The organism is Collinsella intestinalis (assembly GCF_902364775.2).
In the GTDB taxonomy this organism is placed as follows: Bacteria; Actinomycetota; Coriobacteriia; order Coriobacteriales; family Coriobacteriaceae; genus Collinsella.
Genome location: NZ_CABJEU020000001.1, coordinates 490555 through 517554, shown reverse-complemented (window position 1 = coordinate 517554; position 27000 = coordinate 490555). Strand labels below are relative to the sequence as shown.

36 protein-coding genes are annotated in these 27000 nt (G+C 61.9%); 2 read left to right on the top strand and 34 right to left on the bottom strand.

From position 1 onward, the window contains the following. Window position 1 precedes the first annotated feature (1 nt). The gene (locus tag FY258_RS02210; protein ID WP_182279372.1) at window positions 2–2149 is read left to right on the top strand and encodes a transglycosylase domain-containing protein; all 2148 of its coding nucleotides are present in this window, start codon (window positions 2–4) and stop codon (window positions 2147–2149) included. A 69-nt stretch (window positions 2150–2218) separates the two neighbouring features. Here the strand turns inward: FY258_RS02210 and FY258_RS02205 are convergent, their stop codons facing one another. From FY258_RS02205 to rplE, 22 genes are all read right to left on the bottom strand, one after another. After that, window positions 2219–3331 (bottom strand): IS1249 family transposase, encoded by a 1113-nt coding sequence (locus tag FY258_RS02205; protein ID WP_118102740.1) that lies wholly within the window; start codon window positions 3329–3331, stop codon window positions 2219–2221. 459 nt (window positions 3332–3790) lie between these two features. After that, window positions 3791–4228, bottom strand: coding sequence for an arginine repressor (locus tag FY258_RS02200; protein ID WP_039910324.1), 438 nt, complete (start codon window positions 4226–4228; stop codon window positions 3791–3793). 164 nt (window positions 4229–4392) lie between these two features. Then, complete coding sequence (gene truA, locus FY258_RS02195; protein ID WP_182279371.1) at window positions 4393–5247, bottom strand: tRNA pseudouridine(38-40) synthase TruA; 855 nt, start codon at window positions 5245–5247, stop codon at window positions 4393–4395. A gap of 11 nt (window positions 5248–5258) precedes the next feature. Further along, window positions 5259–7520 (bottom strand): ATP-binding cassette domain-containing protein, encoded by a 2262-nt coding sequence (locus FY258_RS02190; RefSeq protein ID WP_118102738.1) that lies wholly within the window; start codon window positions 7518–7520, stop codon window positions 5259–5261. A 91-nt stretch (window positions 7521–7611) separates the two neighbouring features. Beyond that, window positions 7612–8106, bottom strand: coding sequence for a 50S ribosomal protein L17 (gene rplQ, locus FY258_RS02185; protein ID WP_118102736.1), 495 nt, complete (start codon window positions 8104–8106; stop codon window positions 7612–7614). 26 nt (window positions 8107–8132) lie between these two features. Next, window positions 8133–9074, bottom strand: coding sequence for a DNA-directed RNA polymerase subunit alpha (locus tag FY258_RS02180; RefSeq protein ID WP_118102734.1), 942 nt, complete (start codon window positions 9072–9074; stop codon window positions 8133–8135). 29 nt (window positions 9075–9103) lie between these two features. After that, a complete protein-coding gene (gene rpsD, locus FY258_RS02175) occupies window positions 9104–9700 on the bottom strand; it encodes a 30S ribosomal protein S4 (RefSeq protein WP_118102732.1) in 597 nt (198 codons plus the stop codon). A 19-nt stretch (window positions 9701–9719) separates the two neighbouring features. Further along, the gene (gene rpsK, locus FY258_RS02170; RefSeq protein WP_006723026.1) at window positions 9720–10127 is read right to left on the bottom strand and encodes a 30S ribosomal protein S11; all 408 of its coding nucleotides are present in this window, start codon (window positions 10125–10127) and stop codon (window positions 9720–9722) included. 16 nt (window positions 10128–10143) lie between these two features. Beyond that, the gene (rpsM, locus tag FY258_RS02165; RefSeq protein WP_006723027.1) at window positions 10144–10518 is read right to left on the bottom strand and encodes a 30S ribosomal protein S13; all 375 of its coding nucleotides are present in this window, start codon (window positions 10516–10518) and stop codon (window positions 10144–10146) included. 15 nt (window positions 10519–10533) lie between these two features. After that, window positions 10534–10647 (bottom strand): 50S ribosomal protein L36, encoded by a 114-nt coding sequence (gene rpmJ, locus FY258_RS02160; protein WP_006363204.1) that lies wholly within the window; start codon window positions 10645–10647, stop codon window positions 10534–10536. Between the two features lie 149 nt (window positions 10648–10796). Continuing rightward, window positions 10797–11015: a translation initiation factor IF-1 gene (gene infA / locus FY258_RS02155; protein ID WP_039910571.1), complete on the bottom strand. Its 219-nt coding sequence runs from the start codon at window positions 11013–11015 to the stop codon at window positions 10797–10799. A gap of 119 nt (window positions 11016–11134) precedes the next feature. Beyond that, a complete protein-coding gene (gene map / locus FY258_RS02150; RefSeq protein ID WP_118102730.1) occupies window positions 11135–11923 on the bottom strand; it encodes a type I methionyl aminopeptidase in 789 nt (262 codons plus the stop codon). Further along, the gene (locus tag FY258_RS02145; protein WP_006723031.1) at window positions 11920–12546 is read right to left on the bottom strand and encodes an adenylate kinase; all 627 of its coding nucleotides are present in this window, start codon (window positions 12544–12546) and stop codon (window positions 11920–11922) included. The genes map and FY258_RS02145 overlap by 4 nt, the downstream gene beginning before the upstream one ends. A gap of 18 nt (window positions 12547–12564) precedes the next feature. After that, window positions 12565–13851 carry a preprotein translocase subunit SecY gene (secY, locus tag FY258_RS02140; protein ID WP_118102728.1) on the bottom strand — a complete coding sequence of 429 codons (1287 nt, stop codon included), beginning with the start codon at window positions 13849–13851 and terminating at the stop codon, window positions 12565–12567. Further along, window positions 13845–14294: a 50S ribosomal protein L15 gene (rplO, locus tag FY258_RS02135; protein WP_118102726.1), complete on the bottom strand. Its 450-nt coding sequence runs from the start codon at window positions 14292–14294 to the stop codon at window positions 13845–13847. Before rplO ends, secY begins: the two co-directional genes overlap by 7 nt. A 2-nt stretch (window positions 14295–14296) precedes the next feature. Continuing rightward, window positions 14297–14476, bottom strand: coding sequence for a 50S ribosomal protein L30 (gene rpmD / locus FY258_RS02130; protein ID WP_006723034.1), 180 nt, complete (start codon window positions 14474–14476; stop codon window positions 14297–14299). Between the two features lie 2 nt (window positions 14477–14478). Continuing rightward, window positions 14479–15009, bottom strand: coding sequence for a 30S ribosomal protein S5 (rpsE, locus tag FY258_RS02125; RefSeq protein WP_006723035.1), 531 nt, complete (start codon window positions 15007–15009; stop codon window positions 14479–14481). Between the two features lie 11 nt (window positions 15010–15020). Further along, window positions 15021–15383: a 50S ribosomal protein L18 gene (gene rplR, locus FY258_RS02120; RefSeq protein WP_006723036.1), complete on the bottom strand. Its 363-nt coding sequence runs from the start codon at window positions 15381–15383 to the stop codon at window positions 15021–15023. Between the two features lie 68 nt (window positions 15384–15451). After that, window positions 15452–15988 carry a 50S ribosomal protein L6 gene (gene rplF / locus FY258_RS02115; protein ID WP_118102724.1) on the bottom strand — a complete coding sequence of 179 codons (537 nt, stop codon included), beginning with the start codon at window positions 15986–15988 and terminating at the stop codon, window positions 15452–15454. A gap of 34 nt (window positions 15989–16022) precedes the next feature. Next, a complete protein-coding gene (gene rpsH / locus FY258_RS02110; protein WP_006723038.1) occupies window positions 16023–16421 on the bottom strand; it encodes a 30S ribosomal protein S8 in 399 nt (132 codons plus the stop codon). A gap of 126 nt (window positions 16422–16547) precedes the next feature. Continuing rightward, window positions 16548–16733, bottom strand: coding sequence for a type Z 30S ribosomal protein S14 (locus FY258_RS02105; protein ID WP_039910329.1), 186 nt, complete (start codon window positions 16731–16733; stop codon window positions 16548–16550). A gap of 90 nt (window positions 16734–16823) precedes the next feature. Beyond that, a complete protein-coding gene (gene rplE / locus FY258_RS02100) occupies window positions 16824–17381 on the bottom strand; it encodes a 50S ribosomal protein L5 (protein WP_006723039.1) in 558 nt (185 codons plus the stop codon). Between the two features lie 425 nt (window positions 17382–17806). Here rplE and FY258_RS02095 point away from each other — a divergent pair, with 425 nt between their 5' ends. Continuing rightward, entirely contained in the window at window positions 17807–20269 is a 2463-nt protein-coding gene (locus FY258_RS02095) for a U32 family peptidase (protein ID WP_118102722.1), read from the top strand. Window positions 20270–20508: 239 nt separating this feature from the next. Here FY258_RS02095 and FY258_RS02090 read toward each other — a convergent pair whose 3' ends face one another. From FY258_RS02090 to rplD, 12 genes are all read right to left on the bottom strand, one after another. Further along, window positions 20509–21597 carry a Gfo/Idh/MocA family protein gene (locus FY258_RS02090; protein ID WP_118102720.1) on the bottom strand — a complete coding sequence of 363 codons (1089 nt, stop codon included), beginning with the start codon at window positions 21595–21597 and terminating at the stop codon, window positions 20509–20511. A gap of 370 nt (window positions 21598–21967) precedes the next feature. Continuing rightward, window positions 21968–22291, bottom strand: coding sequence for a 50S ribosomal protein L24 (rplX, locus tag FY258_RS02085; protein ID WP_006723043.1), 324 nt, complete (start codon window positions 22289–22291; stop codon window positions 21968–21970). Window positions 22292–22309: 18 nt separating this feature from the next. Further along, entirely contained in the window at window positions 22310–22678 is a 369-nt protein-coding gene (gene rplN, locus FY258_RS02080) for a 50S ribosomal protein L14 (RefSeq protein ID WP_006720295.1), read from the bottom strand. A 107-nt stretch (window positions 22679–22785) separates the two neighbouring features. Next, window positions 22786–23052 carry a 30S ribosomal protein S17 gene (rpsQ, locus tag FY258_RS02075; RefSeq protein ID WP_006723044.1) on the bottom strand — a complete coding sequence of 89 codons (267 nt, stop codon included), beginning with the start codon at window positions 23050–23052 and terminating at the stop codon, window positions 22786–22788. A 14-nt stretch (window positions 23053–23066) separates the two neighbouring features. Next, on the bottom strand, window positions 23067–23282 hold the full coding sequence (rpmC, locus tag FY258_RS02070; protein ID WP_006723045.1) for a 50S ribosomal protein L29: 216 nt from the start codon (window positions 23280–23282) through the stop codon (window positions 23067–23069). Next, on the bottom strand, window positions 23282–23707 hold the full coding sequence (rplP, locus tag FY258_RS02065; RefSeq protein ID WP_006720292.1) for a 50S ribosomal protein L16: 426 nt from the start codon (window positions 23705–23707) through the stop codon (window positions 23282–23284). Before rplP ends, rpmC begins: the two co-directional genes overlap by 1 nt. Then, a complete protein-coding gene (rpsC, locus tag FY258_RS02060) occupies window positions 23707–24417 on the bottom strand; it encodes a 30S ribosomal protein S3 (protein WP_006723046.1) in 711 nt (236 codons plus the stop codon). Before rpsC ends, rplP begins: the two co-directional genes overlap by 1 nt. A gap of 5 nt (window positions 24418–24422) precedes the next feature. Next, window positions 24423–24788, bottom strand: a complete 366-nt coding sequence (rplV, locus tag FY258_RS02055; protein WP_118102718.1) for a 50S ribosomal protein L22 — start codon at window positions 24786–24788, stop codon at window positions 24423–24425. Between the two features lie 13 nt (window positions 24789–24801). Then, complete coding sequence (gene rpsS, locus FY258_RS02050) at window positions 24802–25062, bottom strand: 30S ribosomal protein S19 (protein WP_006723048.1); 261 nt, start codon at window positions 25060–25062, stop codon at window positions 24802–24804. A gap of 26 nt (window positions 25063–25088) precedes the next feature. After that, complete coding sequence (gene rplB, locus FY258_RS02045) at window positions 25089–25919, bottom strand: 50S ribosomal protein L2 (protein ID WP_006723049.1); 831 nt, start codon at window positions 25917–25919, stop codon at window positions 25089–25091. A 166-nt stretch (window positions 25920–26085) separates the two neighbouring features. Beyond that, entirely contained in the window at window positions 26086–26373 is a 288-nt protein-coding gene (gene rplW, locus FY258_RS02040; RefSeq protein WP_006723050.1) for a 50S ribosomal protein L23, read from the bottom strand. Further along, on the bottom strand, window positions 26374–27000 hold the full coding sequence (gene rplD, locus FY258_RS02035; protein ID WP_006723051.1) for a 50S ribosomal protein L4: 627 nt from the start codon (window positions 26998–27000) through the stop codon (window positions 26374–26376).

Below are 27000 nucleotides of genomic sequence, written 5' to 3'. Positions count from 1 at the left end.
TATGGGTCCTCGCCAGCGTCATGCGCGCTCTCGCGCAAAAACGCACGCCACCCCCGTCGTGCTCTTCTCCGTGCTGGGCTTTCTCCTCGTCGCCGGCATCGCGTTCGGCATCGGCATGCTTGGCAACATCAACCGTTGGCTCTCCGACCTCCCCGATTACACGGATGCCGACGAGTACCTCGTGAGCGAGCCCACGCATATCCTGGACTCCCAGGGCACCGAGATCGCCACGTTCTTCGTCCAAAATCGCGAGAGCGTCACGGCCGACAAGGTCTCCGAGTGGGTCCTCAAGGGCACCGTCGACGTCGAGGACGAGCGTTTCTACGAGCACAACGGCGTCGACATCATCGGCATCGGACGCGCCGTCCTGGCACAGCTCTCCGGCCGATCCGAGGGCGCCTCGACCATCACCCAGCAGCTCGTGCGCAACACCATCCTGTCCGAAGAGCAGTTCGACCAGACCATCGAGCGCAAGGTGCGCGAGGCTTTCATCGCCATGGAGATGGAGAAGATCTTCTCCAAGGACGAGATCCTCATGATGTACCTCAATACCATCTACTACGGACATGGCGCTTACGGCATCCAGGCCGCCTCCAAGACGTACCTCTCCAAGAACGCCAACGAGCTCACGCTCGCCGAGGCCGCGCTGCTCATCGGCCTGCCCAACTCGCCCTCGTACTACGACCCCACCGCCAACCCCGACGTGGCCGTCGACCGCCGCAACAAGGTTCTCGGCAACATGCTGCGCATCGGGACCATCTCTCAGGAGGAGTACGACGCCGCCGTAGCCGAGCCGCTCGCGCTCAACGTCACCGAGACCTCCGACACCGGCATCTCCGTGTACGCACACCCCTACTTCGTCGACTACGTGAAGTCCCTGCTGCAGGAGGAGTTCTCCACCGACGTCCTGTTCAAGGGCGGCCTCACCGTGACCACCACCATCGACCCCGCGATCCAGCAGGCCGCCGAGACCGCTGCCGTCGAGAACATCAACAAGTACCCCGCCGCGAACGACCTGCAGATAGGCATGAGCGTGGTCGACCCCAAGACCGGTCACATCAAGGCCATGGTCGGCGGCCGCGATTACAATGCCGACCCCAACCACGTCAACCATGCGACCGCCAAACGCCAGCCTGGATCCTCCTTCAAGAGCTTCACCCTGGCCACCGCCATCAAGATGGGCGTGAATCCCAACATCACCATCAACTGCGAGTCCCCCTTGTACTGGGACAACCCAGGTGGCGAGGACGTCAGAATCCAGAACTATGGCAATCACAACTACGGGTATCGTTCCCTTGCCTCGGCGACCGCCGTGTCCTCCAACACCGGCTACGTGCAGCTGGCCGAGACCATCGGCAATCAGAACATCCTGCAGACCTGCAAGAGCCTCGGTCTGGACACCTCCTCGATGCACGACGTCCTCTCGATGACGCTGGGCACCGGCGACGTCACAACGCTGCAAATGGCCAATGCCTATGCCTCCTTCGCCAACGGCGGAGAGCACCGCGCACCCGTTGCCATCACCGAGATCAAGTCGCGCGCCGGCGAGGTCGTGTACACGCACAAGGACGAGAAGACCCAGGCCCTCACCGCCGGCGATGCCGCGGCCGTGACCGAGGTCCTCGAAACCGTCATGGAGCGTGGCGGCACCGGCGTTACCGGCAACCCCTGGATCAAGCAACCCATCGCCGGCAAGACAGGAACCGCCGGTACTGCCTCCGACACCACGGATCTGTGGTTCTGCGGCTACACCCCCCAACTCTCCGTCTCGATCTGGGTCGGCCACTCCGGCACGAACACGCCCATTAAGAACGTCAACAACAGCACGATGACCCTGCCTGTCTTCAAGGCCTTCATGAAGGCCGTCCTGGCCGACGCGCCCCGAGAGGAATTCCCTGAGGGACCGACGCCCGAGTACAAGCCCAACAGCGAGTGGAAGTTCTCCCATACCAAGTCCCCCGAGGAACTCGCCGCACAGCAGCAGGCCGAGGAAGCGGCCAAGCAAGAGGAGGAGTCCTCGGATAAGGAGGGCGAAGGGGAGAGTCCCCAGGCCCCCACGACCCCGCAGCCTCAGACCCCCACGACCCCGCAGCCTCCCGTGACTCCCGCGCCCGAGACCGGCGGAACGACCCCCACGACGCCCCAGTAGCACGCGCCCTACACAGGTACGGGTTATAGGACAAAAAGTGTGTCCCGATAGAACTCATGTTCCCGTCCCTCAATCGAGCCACCAGGGGAACGGGTCCTTGTGGTGGAGCTCCTCCCACACGGCCCTGTCGCCCCACTCCGGGCCGCCGTCGGCCCTCTTCGGGGAGGCCGAGTACGTGCGGTAGAGGAAGTCGATGTCCTCGTCCGTGGGCATGGTGGCCAGCTTCTCCGTCGCGGTGCGGGCGTCCCCGGAGTGCATGTGGCACCACCAGAACACCGCCTTGACCCTGCGCATGAGCGACATGCCGCGGTGGTTCCTGAGCATGTCGCGCAAGCGGGCGTTCAGGCTCTCCGCCGCGTTGTTCGTGCTCGGCAGCGGGCCCGCCTCGGTCAGCTCCGGGTCCAGGTAGGTGAACAGCGTGCCCTCCGAGACGAGCCGCGACAGGGAGGACCGGGCCCTCCTCAGCCTCTCGTGCGTGAACACGCGCCTGCCGTCGATGACGGAGGTGTCCTCGAGGAAGTCCGCCCAGAACCCGCACCACTGCAGGTAGCGCTCGACCCACAGCTCGGCCTGGTGGAGGGTCCCGATGTGCAGCAGGTCCCCGGCGAGCCCGTAGAGCTCGACCCCGGCCTGGAGCCTGGGGCGCGAGGTCGTGTACCGCCTGACCTGGCAGAACGCGTGGAACACGTACCTCTGGACCCTCGTCCCCGGCCAGCTGCGCCGCACGGCGCTGGCGAAGCCCGTCCCGCCGTCGGCGACGACGACGTCCGGCGCGGGGATCGGGTCCATCAGCGCCGACCACGCCCTCGAGGTCTCCGAGCGCGCCATGTACCAGGAGACGACGCGCTCGTCGCTGCGGCAGATGAGCACGACGAGGTCGCGCGCGAGCCAGATCCCGTCCACGTAGAGCACGCGGTGCCACTCGCCGTCCGGGACGGGCATCGGCCAGAGCTCCCAGAACCTGGCCGTCCTGCGCCTGAAGGACCTCCCCTGCCCGGGCATCTCCAGCTGGGAGCCCTTGGACATGAGCCAGCCGAGGAACTCGCGCAGGGCGGCGGCGCCATCGCGGCGGACCGTCGACGACGCCCCGCAGGAGGGGCAGCGCCACCGCTGCCTTCCCGCCGACGTCTTCCCGTTCCTCTTCATCTTCGCCCCGCAGGACGGGCACTTCACGGACTTCACGGCGGACCTCCCGCAGACGGTTTTTAAGGCGTCTAAAAGAGGGTATCTACCTGCGGATACGTCCGTCTAGCGGACACACATTTTGTCCGAGTGCTTAAAACCGGTGGCGAGTTATAAAGTCACGAGAAAGGGCCGCCTACCTGCGTAGACGGCCCAGAATTGGACACACTTTTTGTCCTATAACCCACAGGTACATGCAAATCGCCCCCGCCATGCGACGGGGGCGATTTCATATCAATCCATATTGCAGCTCCAGTGCCGCCGTGGGCACGCGGCAGGAAATGATCCAGTAGCTGGACAAACGCACCGGGCACCTAAGACCCGCGCGTGCACTACGCCAACCGACCGTTCCCCATGCGACCTACCTCGAACGGCGCCAATAGGATACGAGCAGCGCGATAAGCGCGATGGGAAGGACCGCAAGCAGGGTAAACAGCACGGTGTGCACGATCATGGGGCTCACTTGCGCACGCTCCTCAGCTTGCCGATCATGAGCTCGAACTGCTCGCCGTCGGAGGCAGTCCGTGTAATGACAAGAATGGTGTCGTTGCCGGCGAGCGAACCGAGGACATCAGGCAACTCGGCCGCATCGATGGCCGCGGCGATGCCGAGAGCCGTACCGGGCTGGGCCTTGATGATCACGAGATTCTCAGTGCGCTGCACGCCGATCACCAGCTCGGAGACCATGCGCTGCAGATGCAGGTCCTCCGCCAAGACGTACATGCCCTCAGGAAGCTTGTGCAGGCCCATGTCGGCGATATCGCGCGACACGGTCGCCTGGGTGCAGTCGAAACCGCACGCCTTGAGCTCATCGACGAGCATTCGTTGCGTGCGAACATCCGCAGTGCGCACGATCTCGCGGATAGCGTCTTGACGACCGTTGCGTTTCTTGGCCATGACAATCACCGTCCCCATTGCGGACGCGCCACTTGCAGCAGAACACGCCCGTAACTCAGGCCCTCTCGAACCTCTTCTTGCTTATGATTGAACCATTCTTGCATAGAATGCGCAATTGATAAGCACAAGGTGAATAATGTTGCAAAATTCACGATTCCAAGGGTCTATGGGCACGGCGTCAGAGCACCCTCGTCATAGGCGACGTCCATGAAACACAGGCCGCGTGCAGGCGCCGTCGGGCCCGCGGCCCGGCGGTCGCAGGCAGCCAGGGCGTCGGAAAGCCAGCACTCATCCCTTCGACCCGCCCCGACCTCGACCAGGCTGCCCACAATCGTCCGCACCATCGAGTGCAGAAAGGCATTGCCGGTGATAGTGAAGGCGATGTGCTCCTCCCCCAGCGCCGACGCCCGCTCAAACGAGACGGCGATGACGTTGCGGCACGTTGGTTTGTCGATAGCGGAGGATGTCTTGCAAAAACTCTTGAAATCATGCTCCCCCACCAGGCACGTCGCGGCGCGCTCCATGGCATCCATATCGAGCGGCAGTCGATGCCACCACGTGACGGAACGCGTGAGCAGCGGACGCGCATCCCCCGTGACGATGCGATACGTGTAGGTACGCGAGCGAGCATCGAAACGGGCGGAGAACCCCGGGCGCGCATGATATACGGCGTTCAGGGCGATATCGGAGGGTAGCAAGGCCGCCATGGCGCGCATCCAACGGGCATGCGTGATGGCAAGCTCCTCGGCATGCGCGGGAATGCTCACATACTGCGATACGGCGTGAACACCGGCATCCGTGCGACCGGCGCACGTCAAATCGACAGGCCGGCGTAAGAACGTCTCGAGCGCCCTTCGAACCTCGCCCGCCACGGTCCTCAGGCCCTCGGGCTGCTCGGCAAATCCGCTGAAGGCGGCGCCGTCATAACCCAGGCGGAACACGAGCGTCCCATCGAGCTCATCTACAGCCGGATAGGCCCCGGACACGGGCACGGCGTCAACGGTGGCGGTCTTGGTCATGGAATCCCCTTTCATCGGGCTCGTCCTATCAAAGAAGCGGCGATCACTGCCGCCATGGACGTCAGAGAGGCCACGAGCAACGCTCGATCACGGTGGCCGAGCGGTCGCGGCACGGGCAGCCGGCCCTCGGAAGACGCATCGTAGCAACGGGCCGACATGGCCTCGGCGAGACAGTCGGCACGACGGAACAGGCCCACCATGAGCGGTGTGAGCACGGACCCCCATATGCGAATGCGCTCGACAAGACCGCCCTCATCGAAGCGGGCCCCGCGGGCGCGTTGCGCCAGACGGATACGGCCGAGCTCCTCGCTCACCAAGGGTATAAACCGCAATGCCAGCGACAGCACCGTTCCGAGGGCGGCCACGGGCATGCCGAAACGCGCAAGCGGACGAAGCAGGCGCACGACCGCATCGCTGATCTGCGTGGCGGTGGTTGAGGACGAAACCGCGAGGGAAAATCCCACAAGGATCAAAATGCGCACGACAGCGGTGACGCCCCTCATCCCGCCGGCAGGATCGAGACGTGCGGGACCCGCAAGCGGCACCGCTCCATGGCCGTCGCAGGAGACGAGATTAGCCACAAGCGTAAACATCAAGATGATGGCTACGGGTCGCATACCGCGCAAAACATCGCGAGCCCCCATGCGCGCGCTGAACATCGTGACCGCAAGCGCGGCGAACCAGAAGCACCACCCCCACGCATCGGCTGCGGTAAAGACGCCCAGCGTGGCGACAAGAAGCACTAGGATCTTGACGCGCGCATCGACATGGGCGAGCGGGGTACCCGCCACATAGCCGCCAAATGGCCCCATAGGAGCCTGAGAACGCGCAGAAGGCCTCTTGAGAGCTGGCGGCTCGTCGGAATGGGCAGCACAGGCTTCAGCGCCCTCAAGACCATCTGGGCGAAGCACACCGCCCTCCAGCACGAGCACACGGTCGGCAAGACGCTCCCACTCCGGAAGATCGTGCGTGACGACGAGTACCGCGCGCCCCTCCTCGACAAGTTCACAGGCGAGCCCATGGATACATGAACGGCCCTCCGCATCAAGTGCAGCGCTCGGCTCATCGAAGATGTAAGCCGGCGCATCCAAAGCAATGACCGAGGCGATTGCCACACGGCGCGCCTGGCCGCCTGAAAGCTCAAACGGAGAGCGTTCGAGAACATCCACGGGAAGCCCGACCGCTCCGATGGACCGCTCCACAAGCACGCGGACCTCACGCTCGTCAAGGCCGGCGTTGCGCGGGGCAAAGGCCACCTCATCGAAGACGGTATCGTGAAAGAACTGCGACTCGGGTTGCTGAAACGCCACCCCCACCATCCCCGGCGTCGCAGCTCGACCGCATACGCGCACGGTACCTGCATCAGGCTCGAGCAGCCCGGCGGCGAGGGAAGAGAGGGTCGATTTTCCAGCGCCGGACGCGCCGGCGAGTATCACAAGCTCACCAGCATGCAGATCAAGGTCCAGACCGTCGAGAACCGTTCTTCCTCCGTGGGAGAACACAACGTGATCGAGCGACACTACGGTCTGTCCAGCGGTTCTGCCAGCGCCTCGTCGTCCGTCATCGGGTCGAAAGCCAGCCTCGATACGAGGCTCAGTGCCGGAATGAGCCTCACCACGGACCGAATCGCGGGCAGCGGATCCGTCACACACGATGACCCTATCAGCCAGCGCAATCTCGTTGTCATCATGGGTGATGAGAACGAGGCCCATCCCACGTTCATGGGAGAGCGCGGTGAACAGGCCCCGCATAAGCTTGCGGGAGCAAGGATCAAGTTGGGAGGTGGGCTCGTCGAGTACCAGATAGCGCGGCCGCATGGCCAGCACACCGGCGAGTGCAAGACGTTGCTGCTCACCACCGGAGAGCTCCGTTGTGACCCGCTGGTCAAATCCGTGAAGCAATGACATTTCCAGGGCCTCGTCGACACGACGAGCAACCTCGTCTTCACCGATACCGAGATTCCGAGGACCAAACGCAACCTCATCGAAAACGAGCGACGAGACAATTTGATCGAGCGGATCCTGTCTGACGTAGCCAACCAGCTCGCGTACGCGCAAGCGTTCCAGCTCACTGGCGGAAGGGTCGTGACCGTCAACAACCACGGCACCTCCGTCAACGAGCTGAGCTGCACATATGGCGCGCCCAAGCGTGGACTTGCCACATCCGTTCTCCCCCACCAGGGCAACAATCTCTCCGGGAGAGATGCAGAAGGACATTCCGTTAATCACGGCGGTGCCGTCGTAGGCAATAGACACCTCATGCAGGTCGATCATGTCACTCCCCTCAAATCTAAACCAATGCAGGATACGAAAAAGGGCGGTTCCGAAGAACCGCCCTCGTATGCAGCTAGCAAAGTAGCACGAGCTACTCAGCGGACTCCTCAGCCGGAGCCTCGGCAGCCTCGGTCTCGACGACCTCGGCGGCCTCCTCAGCCTCAACGACCTTGGGGGCAGCGGCCTTCTTGGCCGGAGCAGCCTTCTTGGCCTTGGGGGTGCAGGGCTCGGAGACGATCTCGATGATGACCATCTCGGCGCAGTCGCCCTTGCGCGGGCCGAGCTTCATGATGCGGGTGTAACCGCCGTTGCGGTCAGCCCACATGCCCTGAGCGGCCTTGTCGAAGATCTCGGCAACGAGGTTCTTGTCGCCGAGCTTGGCGATGGCGAGACGACGAGAGTGCAGATCGCCCTTCTTGGCCCAGGTGATGATGGGCTCGGCGTAGCTGCGCAGCGCCTTGGCGCGGGTCTCGGTGGTCTTGATGCGATCGTTCTCGAAGAGCGCCTTGGCAAGGCTCTTCTTCATGGCCTTGGTGTGGCTGGCATCGGTGCCGAGCTTCAGGCCCTTCTTCTTGTTGTGACGCATGGTCTGGTTCTCCTCTAATACCTGGGTTAAGCCTTGAGGCTGAGACCCATGGACTCAAGCTTGTCCTTGACTTCCTCGATCGACTTCACGCCGAAGTTGCGGATGTTCAGCAGGTCGTTCTCGGAGAACTCGACCAGCTGACGCACGGAGTGAATACTTGCGCGCTTGAGGCAGTTGTAGGAGCGGACGGAAAGGTCCAGATCCTCGATCTGCTTATCAAGTTCGGCATTGTCGCTCGTGACCTCGGGGGCGAAGATGGAGACTTCCTCCTCCGCCTCGGGCTCGTCGGCCAGGGTCATGAACGCAGCCATGTGCTGGTTGATGATGTTGGCAGCGGAGACGACGGCGTCACGCGGGGAAATCGCGCCATTGGTCTCGATCTCGAGGACCAGACGATCGTAGTCGGTGTGCTGACCAACGCGGCAGGCCTCGACGAGCTTGGCGCAGCGCTTGACCGGCGAGAAGAGCGAGTCGACATGGATGATGCCGATCGGGTCGTTGTCGCGCTTGTTCTGCTCATAGGACACGTAACCGCGACCATACCCGATGCGCATGCTCATGGTCAGGTGACCGCCCTCGGTGAGGGTAGCGATGTGCTGCTCGGGGTTCACGAGCTCGAACTCGGACGGGATGAAGAAGTCAGCGCCGGTAACCTCGCAAGGACCGTCGACCGAGATGGTCGCAGTGCCCTCGTCCGTGGTACCGAGCGTGCGGAACACGAGACCCTTCACGTTCAGGACGATGTCGGTGACATCCTCGACCATGTTGGGAATCGTGGTGAACTCGTGCTGGGCGCCATCGATCTGGATGGCCTCGACGGCTGCACCCTCGAGCGAGGACAGCAGCACACGGCGCAGGGAGTTACCCAGCGTGTCGCCGTATCCACGCTCCAGAGGCTCGACGGAGACGCGAGCAGCGGTGTCGCTGATCTCCTCGACGTGAACCTGGGGCCTGATGAATTCTGACATGTAATACCTCCAGCGTAGCGCGCGAACGATTACTTCGAGTAAAGCTCGACGATGAGCTGCTCGTTGATATCGCCGCTGATCTGGTCACGAGAGGGCAGCGAGATGACGTTGCCGGAAAGCTTCTCGATGTCGACCTCGAGCCAGCCGGGAACCTCAAAGCGCTCGGAGGAGATGAGGGCCTCCTTGATGGGGAGCAGGTCGCGGAACTTCTCGCCCACGGCGATGACGTCGCCGGCCTTCACGCGGTAGGACGGGATGTCAACGCGCTTGCCGTTCACGGTGAAGTGGCCGTGACGAACGGTCTGACGAGCCTCCTTGCGGGTGCGAGCGAAGCCGAGACGGAACACGACGTTGTCGAGACGGGTCTCGAGGATGATCATGAGGTTCTCACCGGTGACGCCGTCCATGCGGAGAGCGTGCTCATAGTAGTGGTGGAACTGCTTCTCAAGAACACCGTAGATGAACTTGACCTTCTGCTTCTCGCGCAGCTGCATGCCGTACTCAGATTCCTTGCGACGGCGCTTGGGCTGGCGGATAGATTCCTTCTTGCTGCTGTAACCCAGCTCAACGGGATCGATCCCGAGCTGGCGGCAGCGCTTGAGAACCGGAGTCCTGTCGATTGCCATAGTAAATCGATCCTTTCAGTTACACGCGGCGACGCTTCTTGGGGCGGCAGCCGTTGTGCGGGATGGGGGTCTTGTCCTGGATGCTGGCGACCTCGAGGCCGGCGGCCTGGAGGGAGCGAATCGCGGTCTCGCGGCCCGAGCCGGGGCCCTTCACGAAGACGGCGACCTTGTGCATGCCGTGCTCCATAGCGGCCTTGGCGCAAGCCTCGGCGGCCATCTGAGCGGCAAACGGGGTCGACTTACGGGAGCCCTTGAAGCCCACCGTGCCGGCCGACTGCCAGGCGATGACGTTGCCCGCGGGATCGGTGATGGAAACGATGGTGTTGTTGAACGTAGAACGGATGTGAGCCTGGCCCACGGAAATGTTCTTACGGTCGGCGCGCTTGATACGGGTGGCGGCGCCGCGCTTGTTCTTTGCAGTAGCCATTATGCGTCAGTCTCCCTTATTTCTTCTTCTTGGCACCGATCTGACGCTTCGGACCCTTGCGGGTACGAGCGTTGGTGTGGGTGCGCTGGCCGCGAACAGGGAGGCCCTTGCGGTGACGGAGGCCACGGTTGCAGCCGATGTCCATGAGGCGCTTGACGTTCTGGGAGCGCTCACGACGGAGGTCACCCTCGACCATCAGGCCGTTCTGATCAATGTAATCGCGGATCGCCGAGATCTGCTCCTCGGTGAGGTCCTTGATGCGAGTGCCGTCGACAATGTTGAGATCGGCGCACATCTTCGCTGCGGTGGTGCGGCCGATGCCGTAGATGTAGGTCAGACCAATCTCCGCACGCTTCTCGTTCGGAAGGTCGACACCGTTAATACGGGCCACTGTGGATCTCCTCTCTTAGCCCTGGCGCTGCTTGTGGCGCGGGTTCTCGCAGATCACGAGGACCTTGCCATGGCGGCGGATGATTTTGCACTTATCGCACATCTTCTTGACGGAAGGGCGTACCTTCATCGTTCTTCCTTTCGGTAGTGCTCAAGCTACAAGGTGGAATGTTATCTACTCGCCCAGCCGCAGGCGTTTACAACGAATGGCTGGCTGCACGGCGCGGGTATCGGGGGCAGAGCACTCCCCTTCCTCCTGTGTCGGCACAAAGACTGTCGCTACTTATAGCGATAGGTGATGCGACCGCGGGTGAGGTCGTACGGAGACAGCTGCACCGTGACCTTATCGCCCGGGAGAATGCGGATGTAGTTCATACGAATCTTGCCGGAGATCGAGCAGAGAACGGACACACCGTTCTCCAGCTCAACGCGAAACATGGCGTTGGGCAGCGGCTCAGTGACCGTACCTTCAAGTTCGATGGCGTCTTCCTTCTTCAAGGCAATCATCTTTCTCTTGAAAACGACAGCAGCATTGCATGTTACTACATGCCAAAGACGCGATCGGGAAATTCCCAATCGCTACATAATTTTTTCCTGACCCATCATAATGAATCAGCTTACATGACACCGCCGGACATCGAGCACCATGGACCCTTGGCATCCTGGGTGAGAATAACGGGGCCATCCTCGGTGATGGCAACCGTGTTCTCGTAGTGAGCCGCGGGCAGGCCATCGTTGGTGCTGACGAGCCAACCGTCCGCGCCGGTGTGAACGCGGTTGGATCCGAGCGTGATCATCGGCTCAATTGCGATGACCATGCCGGCCTCGAGCTTCACACCGCGACCCTTCTTACCATAGTTCGGCACATTGGGGTCCTCGTGCATGGCGCGGCCGATACCGTGACCGACATAGTCGCGCAGCACGCCGTAGCCGTTGGCCTCAGCGAGGGACTGCACCGCGTGACCGATATCACCGATGTGGTTACCGGGAACGGCCTGCTCGATGGCAGCCTTCAGGCAGTCGAGCGTGCACTCACACAGACCCTTGACCTCAACGGAGGGGGTGCCGACGTAAAACGTCCAGGCATTATCACCCACCCAACCATCCACGATGGCGCCGGTGTCGATGGAGATGACATCGCCGTCGCGCAGGATGACGTCGGGGTTGGGGATGCCGTGCACGACGGCATCGTTCAGGGACGCGCAGATGGAGCCGGGAAAGCCACCGTAACCCTTGAAGGCCGGGGTTCCACCATGCATGCGGATGATCTGCTCGGCGAGTTGGTCGAGCTCGAAGGTGGACACGCCGGGACGAATCATCGCCCCGACGTGACGGAGCGCCATCTTGGACAGCGCGCCGGCCTTCTTCATCTGCTCAATTTCGGCGGCAGACTTGAACTTGATCATAGGCCGAGCTCAGCCTTCACGTCGGTGTACACCAGGTCGATGTCCCGGTTGCCGTCGACGACCTTGAGGATACCCTGGCCGCGATAGTACTCGACCAGCGGGCTGGTGTTCTTCTCGTACACATCGAGGCGGTTCTTGATGGTCTCGGGCTTGTCATCGTCGCGCTGATACATCTCGCCGGCGCAGGACGGGCACACGGTGGTGTCCGGACCGGCGGTGTAGCCGCAGTCACGGCAGGTACGACGAGAGGACAGACGGTCGATGATGACCTCTGCCGGGACGTCGACCAACAGGGCGCCGTCGAGCTCACGACCCATGGCGGCAAGCTCGGTGTCGAGCGTGACAGCCTGGGTGGTGTTGCGCGGGAAGCCGTCGAGGATGAAGCCCTTCTGGGCGTCATCGGCGGCGAGGCGCTCCTTGACGAGATCGATCACGAGCTGATCGGGAACGAGCTCGCCGGCATCCATGTACTTCTTTGCGGCGACGCCGAGCTCGGACTGAGCCTTGACGGCAGCGCGGAGCAGGTCGCCGGTGGAGATGTGGGCCACGCCGTAGTCGGCGACGAGGCGCTGGGCCTGGGTGCCCTTACCGGCGCCGGGGGCGCCCAACAACACGATGTTCATGAGAGACTCCTTTGAGACCTACTTGAAGAAACCGTCGTAGTCGTACATCTTGAGCTGGCTCTCGACCTTGTCGATGGTGTCCATGACAACACCGACCATGATCAGAACCGAAGTGCCGCCAAAGGCCTGGATGAGCGCGTTGTTCGTAAAGGAGAACACGATCGAGGGGACGATGGCGATGCATGCGAGGAAGATTGCGCTCGGGAGCGTGATCTTGTTCAGCGCATTCTTGATGTAATGAGCCGTCTGCTTGCCGGGACGAACGCCGGGGATGAAGCCGCCCTGCTTCTTGAGATTCTCAGCCGTCTCGTCCGGGTTGAAGACCATGGACGTATAGAAGTAGGCGAAGAACACGATGAGGACGACGTTCAGGATCCAGTTGATCCAGCCGCTGGACAGCGCTCCGGCAAAGGTCTGCATCCAACCGACGTTGGGGAAGAAGACCGCAAGCTGAGCCGGGAAGTACAGCAGGGCGCTCGCGAAGATGATCGGGATGACGCCAGCGGTGTTCACCTTGATCGGCAGATACGTGGACTGACCACCCATGATGCGACGACCGACAACGCGCTTGGCGTACTGCACCGGGATGCGACGCTGACCGCGCTCGAGGTACACGATGAACGGGATGACGCACAGGATCACAACGAGGATGACGAGCGTGGTGATGACGCCCATGTTGCCGCCCTCGATGGACTGGAAGATAGCCTGAGGCAGACCGGCCATGATGTTGGCGAAGATGATCAGGCTCATGCCGTTGCCGATACCACGCTGGGTGATGAGCTCACCGATCCACATGATGAGCATGGCGCCCGCAGTGAGCGTACCCACGATCATGATGTCGAAGATGATCTCGGGGGCGCCCGCACCGTTGAACTGGATACCGAAGCTCTTGAAGAGGAAGAGGTAACCGACGGAGTTCAGCAGGGCGAGGCCGAGCGTGAGGTAACGGGAGTACTGGGTGATCTTGGTCTGGCCAACCTCACCCTCACGGGCCAACTCATGCAGGCTGGGCACAACGGCCTGGAGCATCTGCATGATGATGGAGCTCGTGATGTAGGGCATGATGCCCAGGGAGAAGACGGACACGTAAGAGAGCGCACCGCCCGAGAAAAGATTCAGCAGGGCCATCGCACCGCTGGCGAAGGTATCGCCAGCGGATTGGAAAAGGCCCGACATCGCCTGGAAGGGGATGCCGGGCACGGGAACGTGCGCACCGATACGGTACACAACGAGCATCGCGATGGTAAAAAGAATCTTTCCGCGGAGTTCTTTGATGCGGAAGGTGTTCTTCAAACCAGTTAGCACGGAAGCTCGACCTTTCCGCCAGCGGCCTCGATCTTGGCCTTCGCGGAAGCGGAGACCTTATCGACCTTGACCGTAAGCTTCTTGGAAAGCTCACCGTCGCCGAGCACCTTGACGGGCTCGAACTCGGACTTGGTGATGCCAGCGGCCTTGAGGGAGGCACCGTCAACAACGGCACCGTCCTCGAACTTGACCTCGAGCGTAGAGACGTTCACAGCGGTGAACTCGATACGACGGGGGTTCTTGAAGCCGGGGAGCTTGGGGAGACGCATCGCGAGCGGGGTCTGGCCGCCCTCGAAACCGGCGCCCTTGGTACCGCCGGAGCGGGAGCCCTGGCCGTTCAGGCCGCGACCAGCGTAGGTGCCGCCCTTGCCGGAGTTACCGCGACCGACGCGCTTGCGGCTGTGGGTGGAACCCTGAGCCGGAGTAAGGTCATGAAGCTGCATTGTTACTCCTCCACAATCTCAACGAGATGCTTGACCTTGAAGATCATGCCACGCACGCCCTCATTGTCGGTGATCTCGCGGGTGTCGTTGATGCGATGCAGGCCGAGGGCGCGGACGGTGCGGCGCTGATCCTCCTTGCAGCCGTTGATGCTGCGGACCTGCTTGATCTTGATGGTAGCCATGCCTAGTTCTCCTTCTTGCCAACAAACATCTCGGAGACGGTGAGGCCGCGGCGGGCAGCGACATCCTCAGGGGTGGAGAGCTGCTTGAGACCCTCGGCAGCGGCCTTGATGATGTTCAGGCCGTTGTCGGAACCGAGCGACTTGGACAGAATGTTCTTGATGCCGGCCAGCTCGAAGAGCGGACGGACGGCACCGCCGGCGATGACGCCGGTACCCTCGACAGCGGGGCGCATGATGATGCTAGCAGCACCGAACTCACCCTGAACGTCGTGGGGAATGGTACCCTCGGCGGTCACGGGAACGTGGAACATGTGCTTCTTAGCGTCGATGGAGGCCTTGGAGATAGCCAGCGGCACCTCCGCGGACTTGCCCATGCCCAGACCGACATTGCCCTTGCCGTCGCCCACGACCACGAGGGCCACGAGGCTCATGCGACGACCGCCCTTGACGGTCTTGGCGACGCGGTTGATGAAAACGACGCGCTCCTCGAACTCGGAGGCCTCGCGCTGCTGCTTCTGCTGATTACGAGCCATGCTCTTACCTCCTAGAATTCGAGACCGGCGGCGCGAGCACCGTCGGCGAGGGCCTTGACGCGACCATGGTAGACGCGGCCACCGCGGTCGAAGGAAACGGTCTTGATGCCGGCCTCGAGGGCGCGCTCGCCCACGAGCTTACCGACCTTCTCGGCAGCCTCCTTGTTGCTGGTGGTCGTGCCCTTGAACTCGGCCTCGAGGGTGGAGGCGGAGACGAGGGTGTGACCCTTGGTGTCGTCGACGATCATGGCGTAGATGTTGGCGTTGGAACGCACGACGCGCAGACGCGGGCGAGCCGGGGTGCCAAAGATCTTGCCGCGGACACGGCGCTGACGACGCTTGAGGCCGGCGCGCTTTGCCTGTTGCTTGTTCATGTGAAACTCCTTATGAAGTCCTGCCAGCACCTGACGGGGTGCTGGTCTTACGACGTGGAAGCGCTCTACTACTTAGCGGCCTTGCCGAGCTTGCGGCGGATGTGCTCGCCCAGGTAGTGGATGCCCTTGCCCTTGTAAGGCTCCGGCGGACGCTTGGCACGGATCTCGGCGGCAACCTGGCCGACCTGCTGCTTGTCGATGCCCTTGACGTGGATGTGGGTGTTGTCCGGGCACTCGAAGGTGATGCCCTCGGGGGCGGTGTAGATCACCGGGTGAGAGTAACCCAGGGACAGATCCAGGTCCTTGCCCTTGAGCTGGACACGGTAGCCAACGCCGGCGAGCTCGAGGACCTTGGTGTAGCCCTCGGAAACGCCGATGACCATGTTCTGGATCAGGGCGCGGGTGAGGCCGTGACGGGCACGGGTCTCACGCTCGTCGTCGGGGCGGGAGACGGTCAGCACGCCGTCCTCGACCTCGATGGTGAGCTTCTCATAGAAATCGGCCTCAAGGGTGCCCTTGGAGCCCTTCACGGACACGTGAGTGCCGTCAACTGCCACTTCGACTCCGGCGGGAATCTGGACAGGCTTCTTACCGATACGAGACACGGTGTTCTCCTTTCCTTCTACTCGCCTAAGCGAATTACCAGATGAGGGCGATGACCTCGCCGCCGATGCCCTTCTTGCGAGCATCGCGGTCGGCCATGACACCCTGGCTGGTGGAAACAATGGCGGTACCGAGGCCACCGCGGACGCGGGGGAGGTCCTTCACGCCGGCGTACTTGCGCAGACCAGGCTTGGAGTAGCGCTTGATGCCGTTGATGACCTTGGCCTTCTTGGGACCGTACTTGAGGGTGATGTGAAGGGTCTTGGCGGGGGCGGTGTCCTCAACGGTGTAGCCCTCGATGTAGCCCTCCTCGTAGATGACTCGAGCGATCTCGACGAGCTTCTTGGAGCTCGGCATCGAGACCTCGGCCTTGTTCGCAGCATTGCCGTTGCGGATGCGCGTGAGCATGTCTGCGATCGGGTCGGTGAGATTCATGTGGATTCTCCTTCGTTCTTGATGAGTCCGTGCCCTCGGTACTCCCCCACCCTTAGCGGGGAAGCCTGTAAGGCACGTCTTCCGTACGCTCCACCTCACAGATGAGATGGGCGCGCTGGCAGTGACTTACCAGCTGGCCTTCTTGATGCCGGGAAGCTCGCCCTTGAGCGCCAGCTCGCGGAAGCAGACACGGCACAGGCCGAACTTGCGGTACACAGAGTGCGGACGGCCGCAGCGCTGGCAGCGCGTGTACTCGCGGGTCGAGAACTTCTGCTTGCGATTGCACTTGACGATCATCGATGTCTTAGCCACTTATTTCCTCCTCACATACGTATATATGCGCCTCGGACAGGCGGCACGTGCTCTTCGCGCACCGCCTGTGGAACCCGGGGCTTTAAGAACCTATTTCTTGAACGGGAAGCCGAAGGCGTCGAGAAGGGCCTTGGCCTCTTCGTCGGTCTTCGCGGTGGTGACGATGGTGATGTCCATACCACGGGTGTGGTCGACGGAGTCGAAGTCAACCTCGGGGAAGATGAGCTGCTCGGTGACGCCCATCGAGAAGTTGCCACGGCCGTCGAAGGACTTGGCGGAGATGCCGCGGAAGTCGCGGATACGGGGGATGGCGACGGAGGTCAGACGATCGAAGAACTCCCACATGCGGTCGCCGCGCAGGGTGACCTTGGCGCCGATGGGCATGCCAGCGCGCAGCTTGAAGGAGGCGATGGACTTGCGGGCGCGGGTGACCATGGGCTGCTGGCCGGTGATGACGCGCAGGTCGCGGACAGCGCCGTCGATAGCCTTGGAATCGGTGGCGGCCTCGCCGACACCCATGTTCACGACGATCTTCTCGAACTTGGGGATCATCATGACGTTCTCATACTGGAACTTGTCCTGCATGAGCTGCTTGACCTCGTCGTTGTACTTGGTCTTGAGACGGGGAATGTACTTCTCCTCAGCCATTTTCACTCCTTACTGGGGTTTTAAGCACGGGGTTGGCCTCGCAGGTTAGCCTCGTGCCTCCTGACGTGCGCCATACCCACGATGGCTGTCTTGGGCATGACGAATTGACGGCAGGAGCCGACAAAACAGTCGTTACTATACGCTTATGCGGCGACTATTGCCACCGCAACTTCATGTGTGCAGGTAAATCCATAAATCGGGAAACGACTTCCCCTTCATGCGAGCCGGGGGCTGGGAGGGCCGGGGTATTTTTGCTCGGTCAGGTCTTGCGCAAGACGAAGTGTCCACTGGACGCTTCTTTGCGAGCGGAATCTACGAAAGGAGTCCGGGGCGCCTGTGGAGGGAGACTGCCGCAAAGCGTTCACATGGTTGATGCTCCAGCACCTTATACTTTGCTGAACACCAACTTTACTGGGAGCCCTTTTATGACTTCTTACTCTTCTAAACCTGAACTCCTCGCGCCTGCAGGCGGACCGGAGCCGTTTTACGCGGCTCTCGCGGCCGGCGCGGATGCCATCTACTGCGGCATGGGGTCGTTCAACGCCCGGCGCAAGGCCGACAACTTCACTGACGAGACATTCGAGGCGGCCTGCCGCGCGGCGCATCTCGCTGGGTCGCGTGTCTATGTGACCGTCAACATCGTCATCAAAGACGAGGAGATGTCCGAGGCGCTTTCCCTTGTCGACCGTTGCTGGAGGCTCGGTGCCGATGCCTTCATCATCCAGGACTGGGGCCTGTTCTTCGAGATTCGCCGCCTCATGCCCGAGGTGGAGACTCATATATCGACACAGGCGAATATTCACGACGCCCGGGGTACCGCCTGGTGCAAAGAGGCCGGCGCAGATCGCGTCACGCTTTCTCGAGAACTCTCCATCGACGAGATTGCCATCATCCACGACGCCGTGGATATAGAGCTCGAGGTGTTTTCCCACGGTGCCATCTGCTTTTGCTATTCGGGCGTTTGCCTGCTTTCCAGCTTCACGTCCCGGGGGCGCTCGGCGAATCGCGGCATGTGCGCACAGCCCTGTCGCCTGCCTTACGATCTGATTGACGAAACGGGGCGCTCCTGGTCGAAGCCGGGTCGCGAGCGTGCCCTATGCCCGCGCGATACCTGCACCGCCGATATGCTCCCCCGCCTGCTGGATGCCGGCGCTCACGCACTGAAACTCGAAGGGCGCATGAAGGCCCCCGACTACGTGCACTCCATCGTGAGCGCCTACCGCGCGCAGCTCGACGACATCCTCGCCGGCCGCGAAATCTCAGACGAGACCGCGCAGGACCGCTACCGTCAGCTCAAGCGCTGCTTCAACCGCGATTTCACCTGTGAGTACCAGGAGGGCCGCTCAGGCGATGGGATGATGAGCTATGAGCGCTCGAACAATCGAGGCCAAATCGTGGGCGAGGTGCTTGGCAGCAAGCCGCTCGGCAACACCAAGGGCCTGAAACCCGACGACAAGCGCCGTCGCGCCGCCTGGACAAAGCTGCGCCTTTCCGAGCCTGTGGGCAAGGGCGACCTGCTCGAGTTACGCCACGACGATGAGTTCGATCAGTTCCTGACCGCGATCGCCCCTGAGGACGCCGCGGCTGGCGACATCATCGAGTGCCGCACCGCACGGCCCATGCCCGCAGGCGCCCTTGTACGCCTCATCCGCAGCCAGGCCGCGCTCGACGCCGCAGAGGCTGCGCTCAAGCGCCCTGTCGCCCGCAAGCGCGCCGTGGACGTGCGCGTCGTGGCACGCCTGGGACAGCCGTTCACGGTCGAGCTCTCGTGCGCCGACGATCCGTCGCTTGCGGGACGCGCCGAGGGGTTCATCGTCGATGCGGCTAAGACGCGTGCCGTTTTGGCCGAAGACCTCATCGAGCATGTGGGGCGCATGGGCTCCTCGCCGTTCGAGGCCGCGAGCTTCGAGATCGAGCTCGACGAGGGATGCGGTATGGGATTCTCCGCCGTCCACAAGGTGCGCGCCGCCGCATGCGATGCCCTGGAGCGCGCCATTCTGGCGCCGTACGCTGAGCGCGTAAACCATGTGACGGTGCAGAGCGATCCTGCGTGCCCAGCGGACATGAACGACCTCGGGGAGGTCTGCGCGCTCGTCACCTCACTCGATGCCGCCGCGGCGGCACGCAAGGCGGGGGCGACACGCGTGTATATGACCGTTGACGACCTGCTTACTGCAGGGCTCTCCCCTGCCAGCTGCTCCGCCGAGGACGTCATCCCCGTGCTCGATGAGGTCTCCCGCGAACTCGATCACGAACGACTCGACCCGTGGCTCACCCCCGGTGCACCCGCGGCCGTTGGCACCATCTCCGAACTCGCGCTTGGCGCAGAGATCGGTTCCGTTGTGGAGCTTCGCAGCTGCATCCCCGTGCATAACGTCCCGTGCATGCGTGAGCTTGCCGCCCGTGGTGCGCGCGCGGCATGGCTCTCACCCGAGCTCACCCTCGCCGAGATCGAACGTATCGCCCCTCAGCGCGGCGAAATGACGCTGGGCCTCATGGTGCTCGGCGCGCCCCGCGTCATGACGAGCGAGCATTGCATCCTGCAGGTCGCCGGCGCCTGCATCCACGATTGCGCGAACTGCCGCCTGCGCGCCCGCGACTTCAAGCTCAAGAACATCGACGGACGCATGTTGCCCGTCCGTACGGGCCTCAACGGCCGTAGCCACCTCTACGACGGCGTTCAGCTCGATGCCACCCCACAGATTCCGCAACTGCTTCGCGCCGGCGTTGCGCGCTTCCTCGTTGACGGCACATTGATGAATATCGATATGTTGTCGCGTTCTGTCGCACGGACCAATCGCGCCCTGGAAGCCGCTCGATCCGGGCGCACGCCCGACAAACGTCTTCCTGGTACAAGCTCTGGTTGCCTGTTCCAAGGCGTTGATTAGGAGCACCTCGAATCGCATGACAAAGGGGAGCGGGACTACACATCCCTCTCCCCTATTTTTGTGGCTGCCTGTATTTGACTTATATGCAGCGATCGGTTTGGACCACATATCGATATTTGTCGATATGATCTGATTGCACTCTGAGTCGTTGCACGAAGCACGATGACGTCCAGCTCGTACGCTCTTCAGCATAAGGCTCAACCCGTGTGGCAGCCCATGCGAACAGCGCATCCCCCGCGCTACTCCTCCTCAGGGTACACAACGCCCCAATCACGGCGCAGACGGGTCATCGTCTCCATCACGTCCGAGGCGTACTCAATGAGCTTCAGCTTGGACTCATCGCCGGCAACGGCCTTCTCGAGGTCGGCGATCTCGTAGCACAGCGCATACGCCTCAACACCAGCCGTGACCTCCTCACGACGACCGTCGGCCGTCCAGGTGATCGTCGCTCGATCAGCACGCGGATACGCCATGATCTCGATATAGCAATCGTCAAAGCAAAGGTCCGCGCGCTTGGGCTGCTTTGCATGCATGGTCAAAGAGTACACACCGAGCTGACCCTGTGCGTTGCGCGTGATAAACCCGCTCTCCTCATCCACTCCGGTTTCAAAGAGGTTGGCAAGTGATACGACCTCATCAGGTTGGCTCTCCATAAACAGGCGTGCAACCGAAAGCGCATACACACCGATATCCAGCATGGCACCGCCCGCAAGCGCCCGATTCCAAAAACGGCTCTGAACGTCCTCATAATCGTGGAAACTACCGAAATTGACCTGGGCAAGACGAAGTCGGCCAAACTCCCCGGCATGCGCACGACGCATGAGCTCAGCATATAGGGGCATGTGCAGGACCGTCGTTGCGTCCATAAGCACAACATGATGCTCATCGGCAATAGCGCGCGCCTCAGCCAGCTCATCAGAATTGAGGGTGATCGCCTTTTCGCAAAGCACGTGCTTGCCCGCCGCAAGCGCCCCGCGTAGATACTCGATATGGGTGTTGTGGGGCGTTGTGATATAGATGGCGTCAACCGCCGGGTCTGCATACAGCTCCTCAACCGTACGATACACACGATCAACGCCGTACTCAGCAGCGAATGCTTCGGCCTTTTGCAGCGTGCGGTTTGCCACGCCGTAAACCTTGCGTCCCGCAAGTGCAAGCGATTGGGCCATCTGATTTGCGATCACGCCGCATCCAATAACCGCCCACCTCAGCTCAGGCGCGGTGAAGATATCATCCGGGAACGGCAATCCCTCAACGGCGGCAAACGCGGCCTTTGCCGCCGCAGCGGCATCCAAAGGCGCAGCATTGAGAGTGTTCTGTGCATCCATGTGTACCCCATTTCCATGATGGATCACTACGCTGCAATTGTGGCACAAGAAGCAACTCTCGGCGCGGTTAATGAGGGAACACACGGCTTTGCAAGAAAACGCACTCTGTGGATGCACTTACCCCAAAGGTCGATTCATTTTTGTAAAAGTGTACGTTTTGGGGCAAGTTTTGCCCTTTAATCGGATGTCGGAATCGAATCACTTGATGATTGCCCAGGATAGAATTTGGCATAGACCTTGATTTCGACCGGGCAGGGCCAAAACTTCCCCCAAAACGTACACTTATCAATTCCAAGCATATACAAATAAAATACCCCCTGGACTGCACAAGGCAATCCAGGGGGTATGAAGTCGCTCTAGATGCTAGATCTTAGAACTTGTGACCGCACTTCTTGCAAATGCGGAGCTTGGTCTTGTGACCGTCGAGCTCGCCAGCCTCGTGGCCAACACGGGTGCGCTTGCCGCACTCGGGGCAGATGAGCTGGACGTTGGAGACGTCGATCGGCATCTCCTTGTCGACGATGCCGCCCTGCTGACCGGCAGCGTTGGGCTTGACGGCCTTCTTGGCGACGGCGACGCCCTCGACGATGACCTTGCCCTCGGAAGGCAGCGCGCGCAGGACGACGCCCTGCTTGCCGCGATCCTTGCCGGAGAGCACCTCGACCTTGTCGCCCTTCTTGATGGACATAGACATAGTGGTCTCTCCCTTACGTTAGAGGGTCTCGGGTGCGAGCGAGACGATCTTCATGTACTTCTTGTCACGAAGCTCGCGAGCGACAGGCCCGAAGATACGGGTGCCGACAGGCGAACCATCCTTGTTGATGACGACGGCAGCGTTGTCATCGAAGCGGATGTAGGAACCGTCCTTGCGGCGGACCTCCTTCACGGTGCGCACGATGACGCAACGGACAACATCCTTCTTCTTGACGTTCGCGCCAGGCGTGGCCTCCTGGACGGCGGCCATGACGACGTCACCGATGCCGGCGTAACGGCGCTTAGAGCCGCCCAGCACCTTAATGCAACGAACCTTGCGCGCACCGGAGTTGTCGGCAACGTTCAGCATGGTTTGCATCTGAATCATGGTTGGAACCTTTCCGAACCTAGGCCAGTGAGAGGTGCGACCACCCTTGGTGGATACCCGGGGTATCCGGGCGGGCGCACATCACCGGAAAACTTACATCGACAAGCTTACTTGGCGCGCTCGATGATCTCGACGAGACGCCAACGCTTGGTGGCGGACAGCGGACGGGTCTCCATGATACGGACGGTATCGCCGACACCAGCGGTGTTCTCCTCGTCGTGGACGTGGAACTTCTTGGTGCTGGTCATCATCTTGCCGTACTTGGGGTGACGCTTGCGCTCCGTGGTGGTCACAACAATGCTCTTGTTGCCCATGATGGAGGAAACGATACCCTGGCGGACCTTGCGCGCGTTGCGCTCAGTTGCTTCAGCCATTATCTACTCCTGTGCTACTCGGTGGCAGCGGACTTCTCCGCTGCGATCTGACGGGCACGCTGCTCGGTGAGGACACGAGCGATGTCCTTCTTCACGGTGGTCACGCGAGCGGTGTTGTCCAGCTGGCTGGTAGCCATCTGGAAACGAAGGTTGAAGAGCTCGGCGCGGCAATCCTTCAGCTTCTCAGCCAGGGCCTCGTCGGAAAGCTCACGAATCTCTGCGGGCTTCATTACTTGTCCTCCCCGTTCTTAGCGCGGGTAATGATCTTGGTCTTGATCGGCAGCTTGTGCTGGGCAAGACGCAGGGCCTCGCGTGCGATCTCCTCGGACACGCCGGCGATCTCGAACATAACGCGACCCGGCTTGACGACGGCCACCCACTCCTCGGGGTTACCCTTACCGGAGCCCATGCGGGTCTCCGCGGGCTTCTTGGTGATGGGCTTGTCCGGGAAGATGGTGATGTAGACCTTACCGCCACGCTTCATGTAGCGGGTCATGGCGATACGAGCGGCCTCGATCTGGCGGTTGGTGATCCAGTGGCGATCGAGGGCGACGATGCCGTACTCACCGAAATGGAGCTCGGTGTTGCCCTTGGCCTGGCCCTTCATGGAGCCACGCTGCACCTTGCGGTGAAGAATACGCTTAGGAGCGAGCATTACTGATTCCTCCTATCGTTGTTGCGACGACGCGGACGGGAGGTACCCTCGAGAGCCATGTTGGGAACAGGCTGGCCCGGGAGCTTCTCGCCCTGGTAGATCCAGACCTTGACGCCGCAGGAGCCCATGGTGGTGCGGGCGGTGGCGGTGCCGTAGTCGATCTTGGCGCGGAGGGTGTGCAGCGGCACGCGACCCTCGCGGTACCACTCGCGGCGGCCCATCTCAGCGCCGCCGAGACGACCGGAGCACTGGATACGGATGCCCTTGGCACCGGCCTTGCGAGCGGACTGAACGGCCTTGCGCATGGCGCGACGGAAGGCGACGCGGCCCTCGAGCTGCTCGGCGATGGACTGAGCCACCAGCACGGCGTCGAGCTCGGGACGCTTGACCTCGATCACGTCGACGGACAGGTTGCCCTTGGAGACGCCGGCGACCTTCTCGAGCTCGGTGCGGAGACCGTCGATCTCGGAGCCCTTCTTGCCGATGACGACGCCAGGACGAGCGGTGAGGATGATGACCTTCACCTTGTCGCCGGCGCGCTCGATCTCAACGCGGGAGACGGCGGCGCGGGCGAGACGCTTCTCGAGGAAGCGACGGATCTCGATATCGTTGCCGAGAGTCTTAGCGTAATCCTTCTCAGCGAACCAGCGGGAGCGCCAGTTCTCGGTGATGCCGAGGCGGAAGCCAGTGGGATAGACTTTCTGACCCATGACGCTTAAGCCTCCTTTCGAGGAGCAACGACGACGGTGATGTGGCTCGTGCGCTTCAGGATGCGGGAAGCGGAGCCCTTGGCGCGAGGACGGATGCGCTTGAGCGTCGGGCCCTCGTCGACATAAGCGGCCTTGACGACCAGGTCGTCGGCGCGCATCTGGTTGTTGTGCTCGGCGTTGGCGACGGCGGAGCGCAGGACCTTCTCCACGTCCACAGCGACGGAGCGCGTGCAGAAGTGGAGGATATCGAAGGCCTGGGCGACGTTCTTGCCGCGGATCAGGTCGATCACGAGGCGAGCCTTGCCGGGGGAAACGCGCACGTACTTAGCCGTGGCGCGGACCTCGCGGGTCTCGGTGGAAGTAGTAGCCATTTACCTAAACCCCCTATTTGGCCTTGTGCGCACGGAAGGTACGGGTGGGCGCGAACTCGCCCAGCTTGTGACCAACCATGGACTCGGTGACGTACACGGGAACATGCTTGCGGCCGTCGTGAACGGCGATGGTGTGACCGACCATCTCGGGGAAGATGGTGGACGCGCGGGACCAGGTCTTCACGACGTCCTTCTTGCCAGCCTCGTTCATCGCGATGATACGCGAGAGGAGGCGCGCCTCTACGAACGGGCCCTTTTTGAGACTTCTGCTCATAAGTGCTTTCTCCTAACGGGTATCGATTACTTCTTGCGACGACGGATGATGAGGTCGTTGGACGTCTTCTTCTTGTTGCGGGTGCGGTAGCCCTTGGACGGGGTGCCCCACGGAGAGACGGACGGACGACCGGAGGTGTGCGAGCGACCCTCGCCACCGCCGTGCGGGTGATCGACCGGGTTCATGACGGTACCACGGACGGTCGGGCGGACGCCCATCTTGCGATGACGGCCGGCCTTACCGATCACGATGTTGGCGTGCTCGGAGTTGCCAACCTCACCGATGGAGGCGCGGCAGGTCACGAGAACGCGACGCATCTCGGAGGAAGGCATACGGATGATCGCGTACTTGCCCTCCTTACCCATGAGCTGGCAGGCGGTACCAGCGGAACGGGCGATAGCAGCGCCCTTGCCAGGCTGGAACTCGATGGCGTGGATGAGGGTACCCACGGGAATCTCGGACAGCGGCATGGCGTTGCCCGGCTTGATGTCGGCGCCGGCACCGGAGATGACGGTGTCGCCGACCTTGAGGCCCTTGGGGGCCAGGATGTAGCGCTTCTCGCCGTCCACGTAGTGGAGCAGGGCGATGCGAGCGGAGCGGTTCGGGTCGTACTCGATGGTAGCGACCTTGGCCGGCACGCCGTCCTTGTTGCGCTTGAAGTCGATAACGCGGTACTGGCGCTTCACGCGGCCACCCTGGTGGCGCATGGTGATGCGACCGGCGTTGTTACGACCGGCCTTGACCGGCAGCGGCTCGAGAAGAGACTTCTCGGGCGTGGTGCAGGTGATCTCGGAGAAGTCCGCGATCGTCTGCCAGCGCCGGCCGGCGCTGGTCGGCTTAAGGTGCTTTACAGCCATTCCTTATCCCTTTCATATCGGTCCGTTGGCCACTGCAAGCCGGGATCGTGGATGCAGTGACACCGGATTACCACGGCTCCGGGCGTTTCCTATTTATACGCACGGAGCGCTTGAGCTTGCCTCCCCTATTTGAAGAGGCAAGCGCAAGATCGAACAAAGGCGTGAATTACGCCTGGGTGCCGAAGACCTCGATGGTCTGACCCTCGGCCACGGTGACGATGGCCTTCTTCCAAGAACGGGTCTTGCCAGCGACATAGCGAACGCGCTTGGTCTTGGGCTTGACGTTCAGGGTGTTAACGCGAACAACCTTCACGCCAAAGATCTCCTCGACGGCGTCCTTGATCTGGAACTTGTTGGCGTCCTTGGCAACCTCGAAGGTGTACTTGTTCTCCTCCATAGCGGAGTAGGAACGCTCGGACACGATCGGGCGGATGATGATCTCGTGAGCGGTCATTTAGGCGAGCACCTCCCCGAAGTGAGCGGCGATGTCGGCGGGCATCAGCAGAGCGCCGTTGTTGACGAGGTCATAGGTGTTGGCCTCGGCAGGCGTGATGATGAACGTCTTGGGGATGTTGCGGAAGGAGAGGTAAGCGTTGATGTCATCCTCGCGAACGATGATGGTCAGACGCTTGCCCTCGATGCCCAGAGCCTTGAGCATGGCAACGGCGGCCTTGGTGGAAGGCTTCTCGAAGCCGTAATCGTCAACGAGAACGAGCTCGTTGTCGCGGAGCTTGGCGGACAGGGCGGAGCGCATGGCGAGCTTGACCTCTTTGTTGTTCATGCGCTTCACGTAGGTGCGGGGCTTGGGCCCGAAGATCACACCGCCACCACGCCACTGAGCGGCGCGGATGGAGCCCTGACGGGCACGGCCGGTGCCCTTCTGACGCCAAGGCTTCTTGCCGCCACCGGAGACCTCGGAACGGCCCTTGGTGGACTGGGTGCCCTGACGCCAGCAGGCCTGCTGGCACTTGACGATGTGGTGCATGACGTGGATGTTCGGCTCGATGCCGTACACGGCGTCGGCGAGCTCGGCCTCGGCGACCTGCTTGCCCTCGGCGTTCTTCACTTCAAACTTAGACAT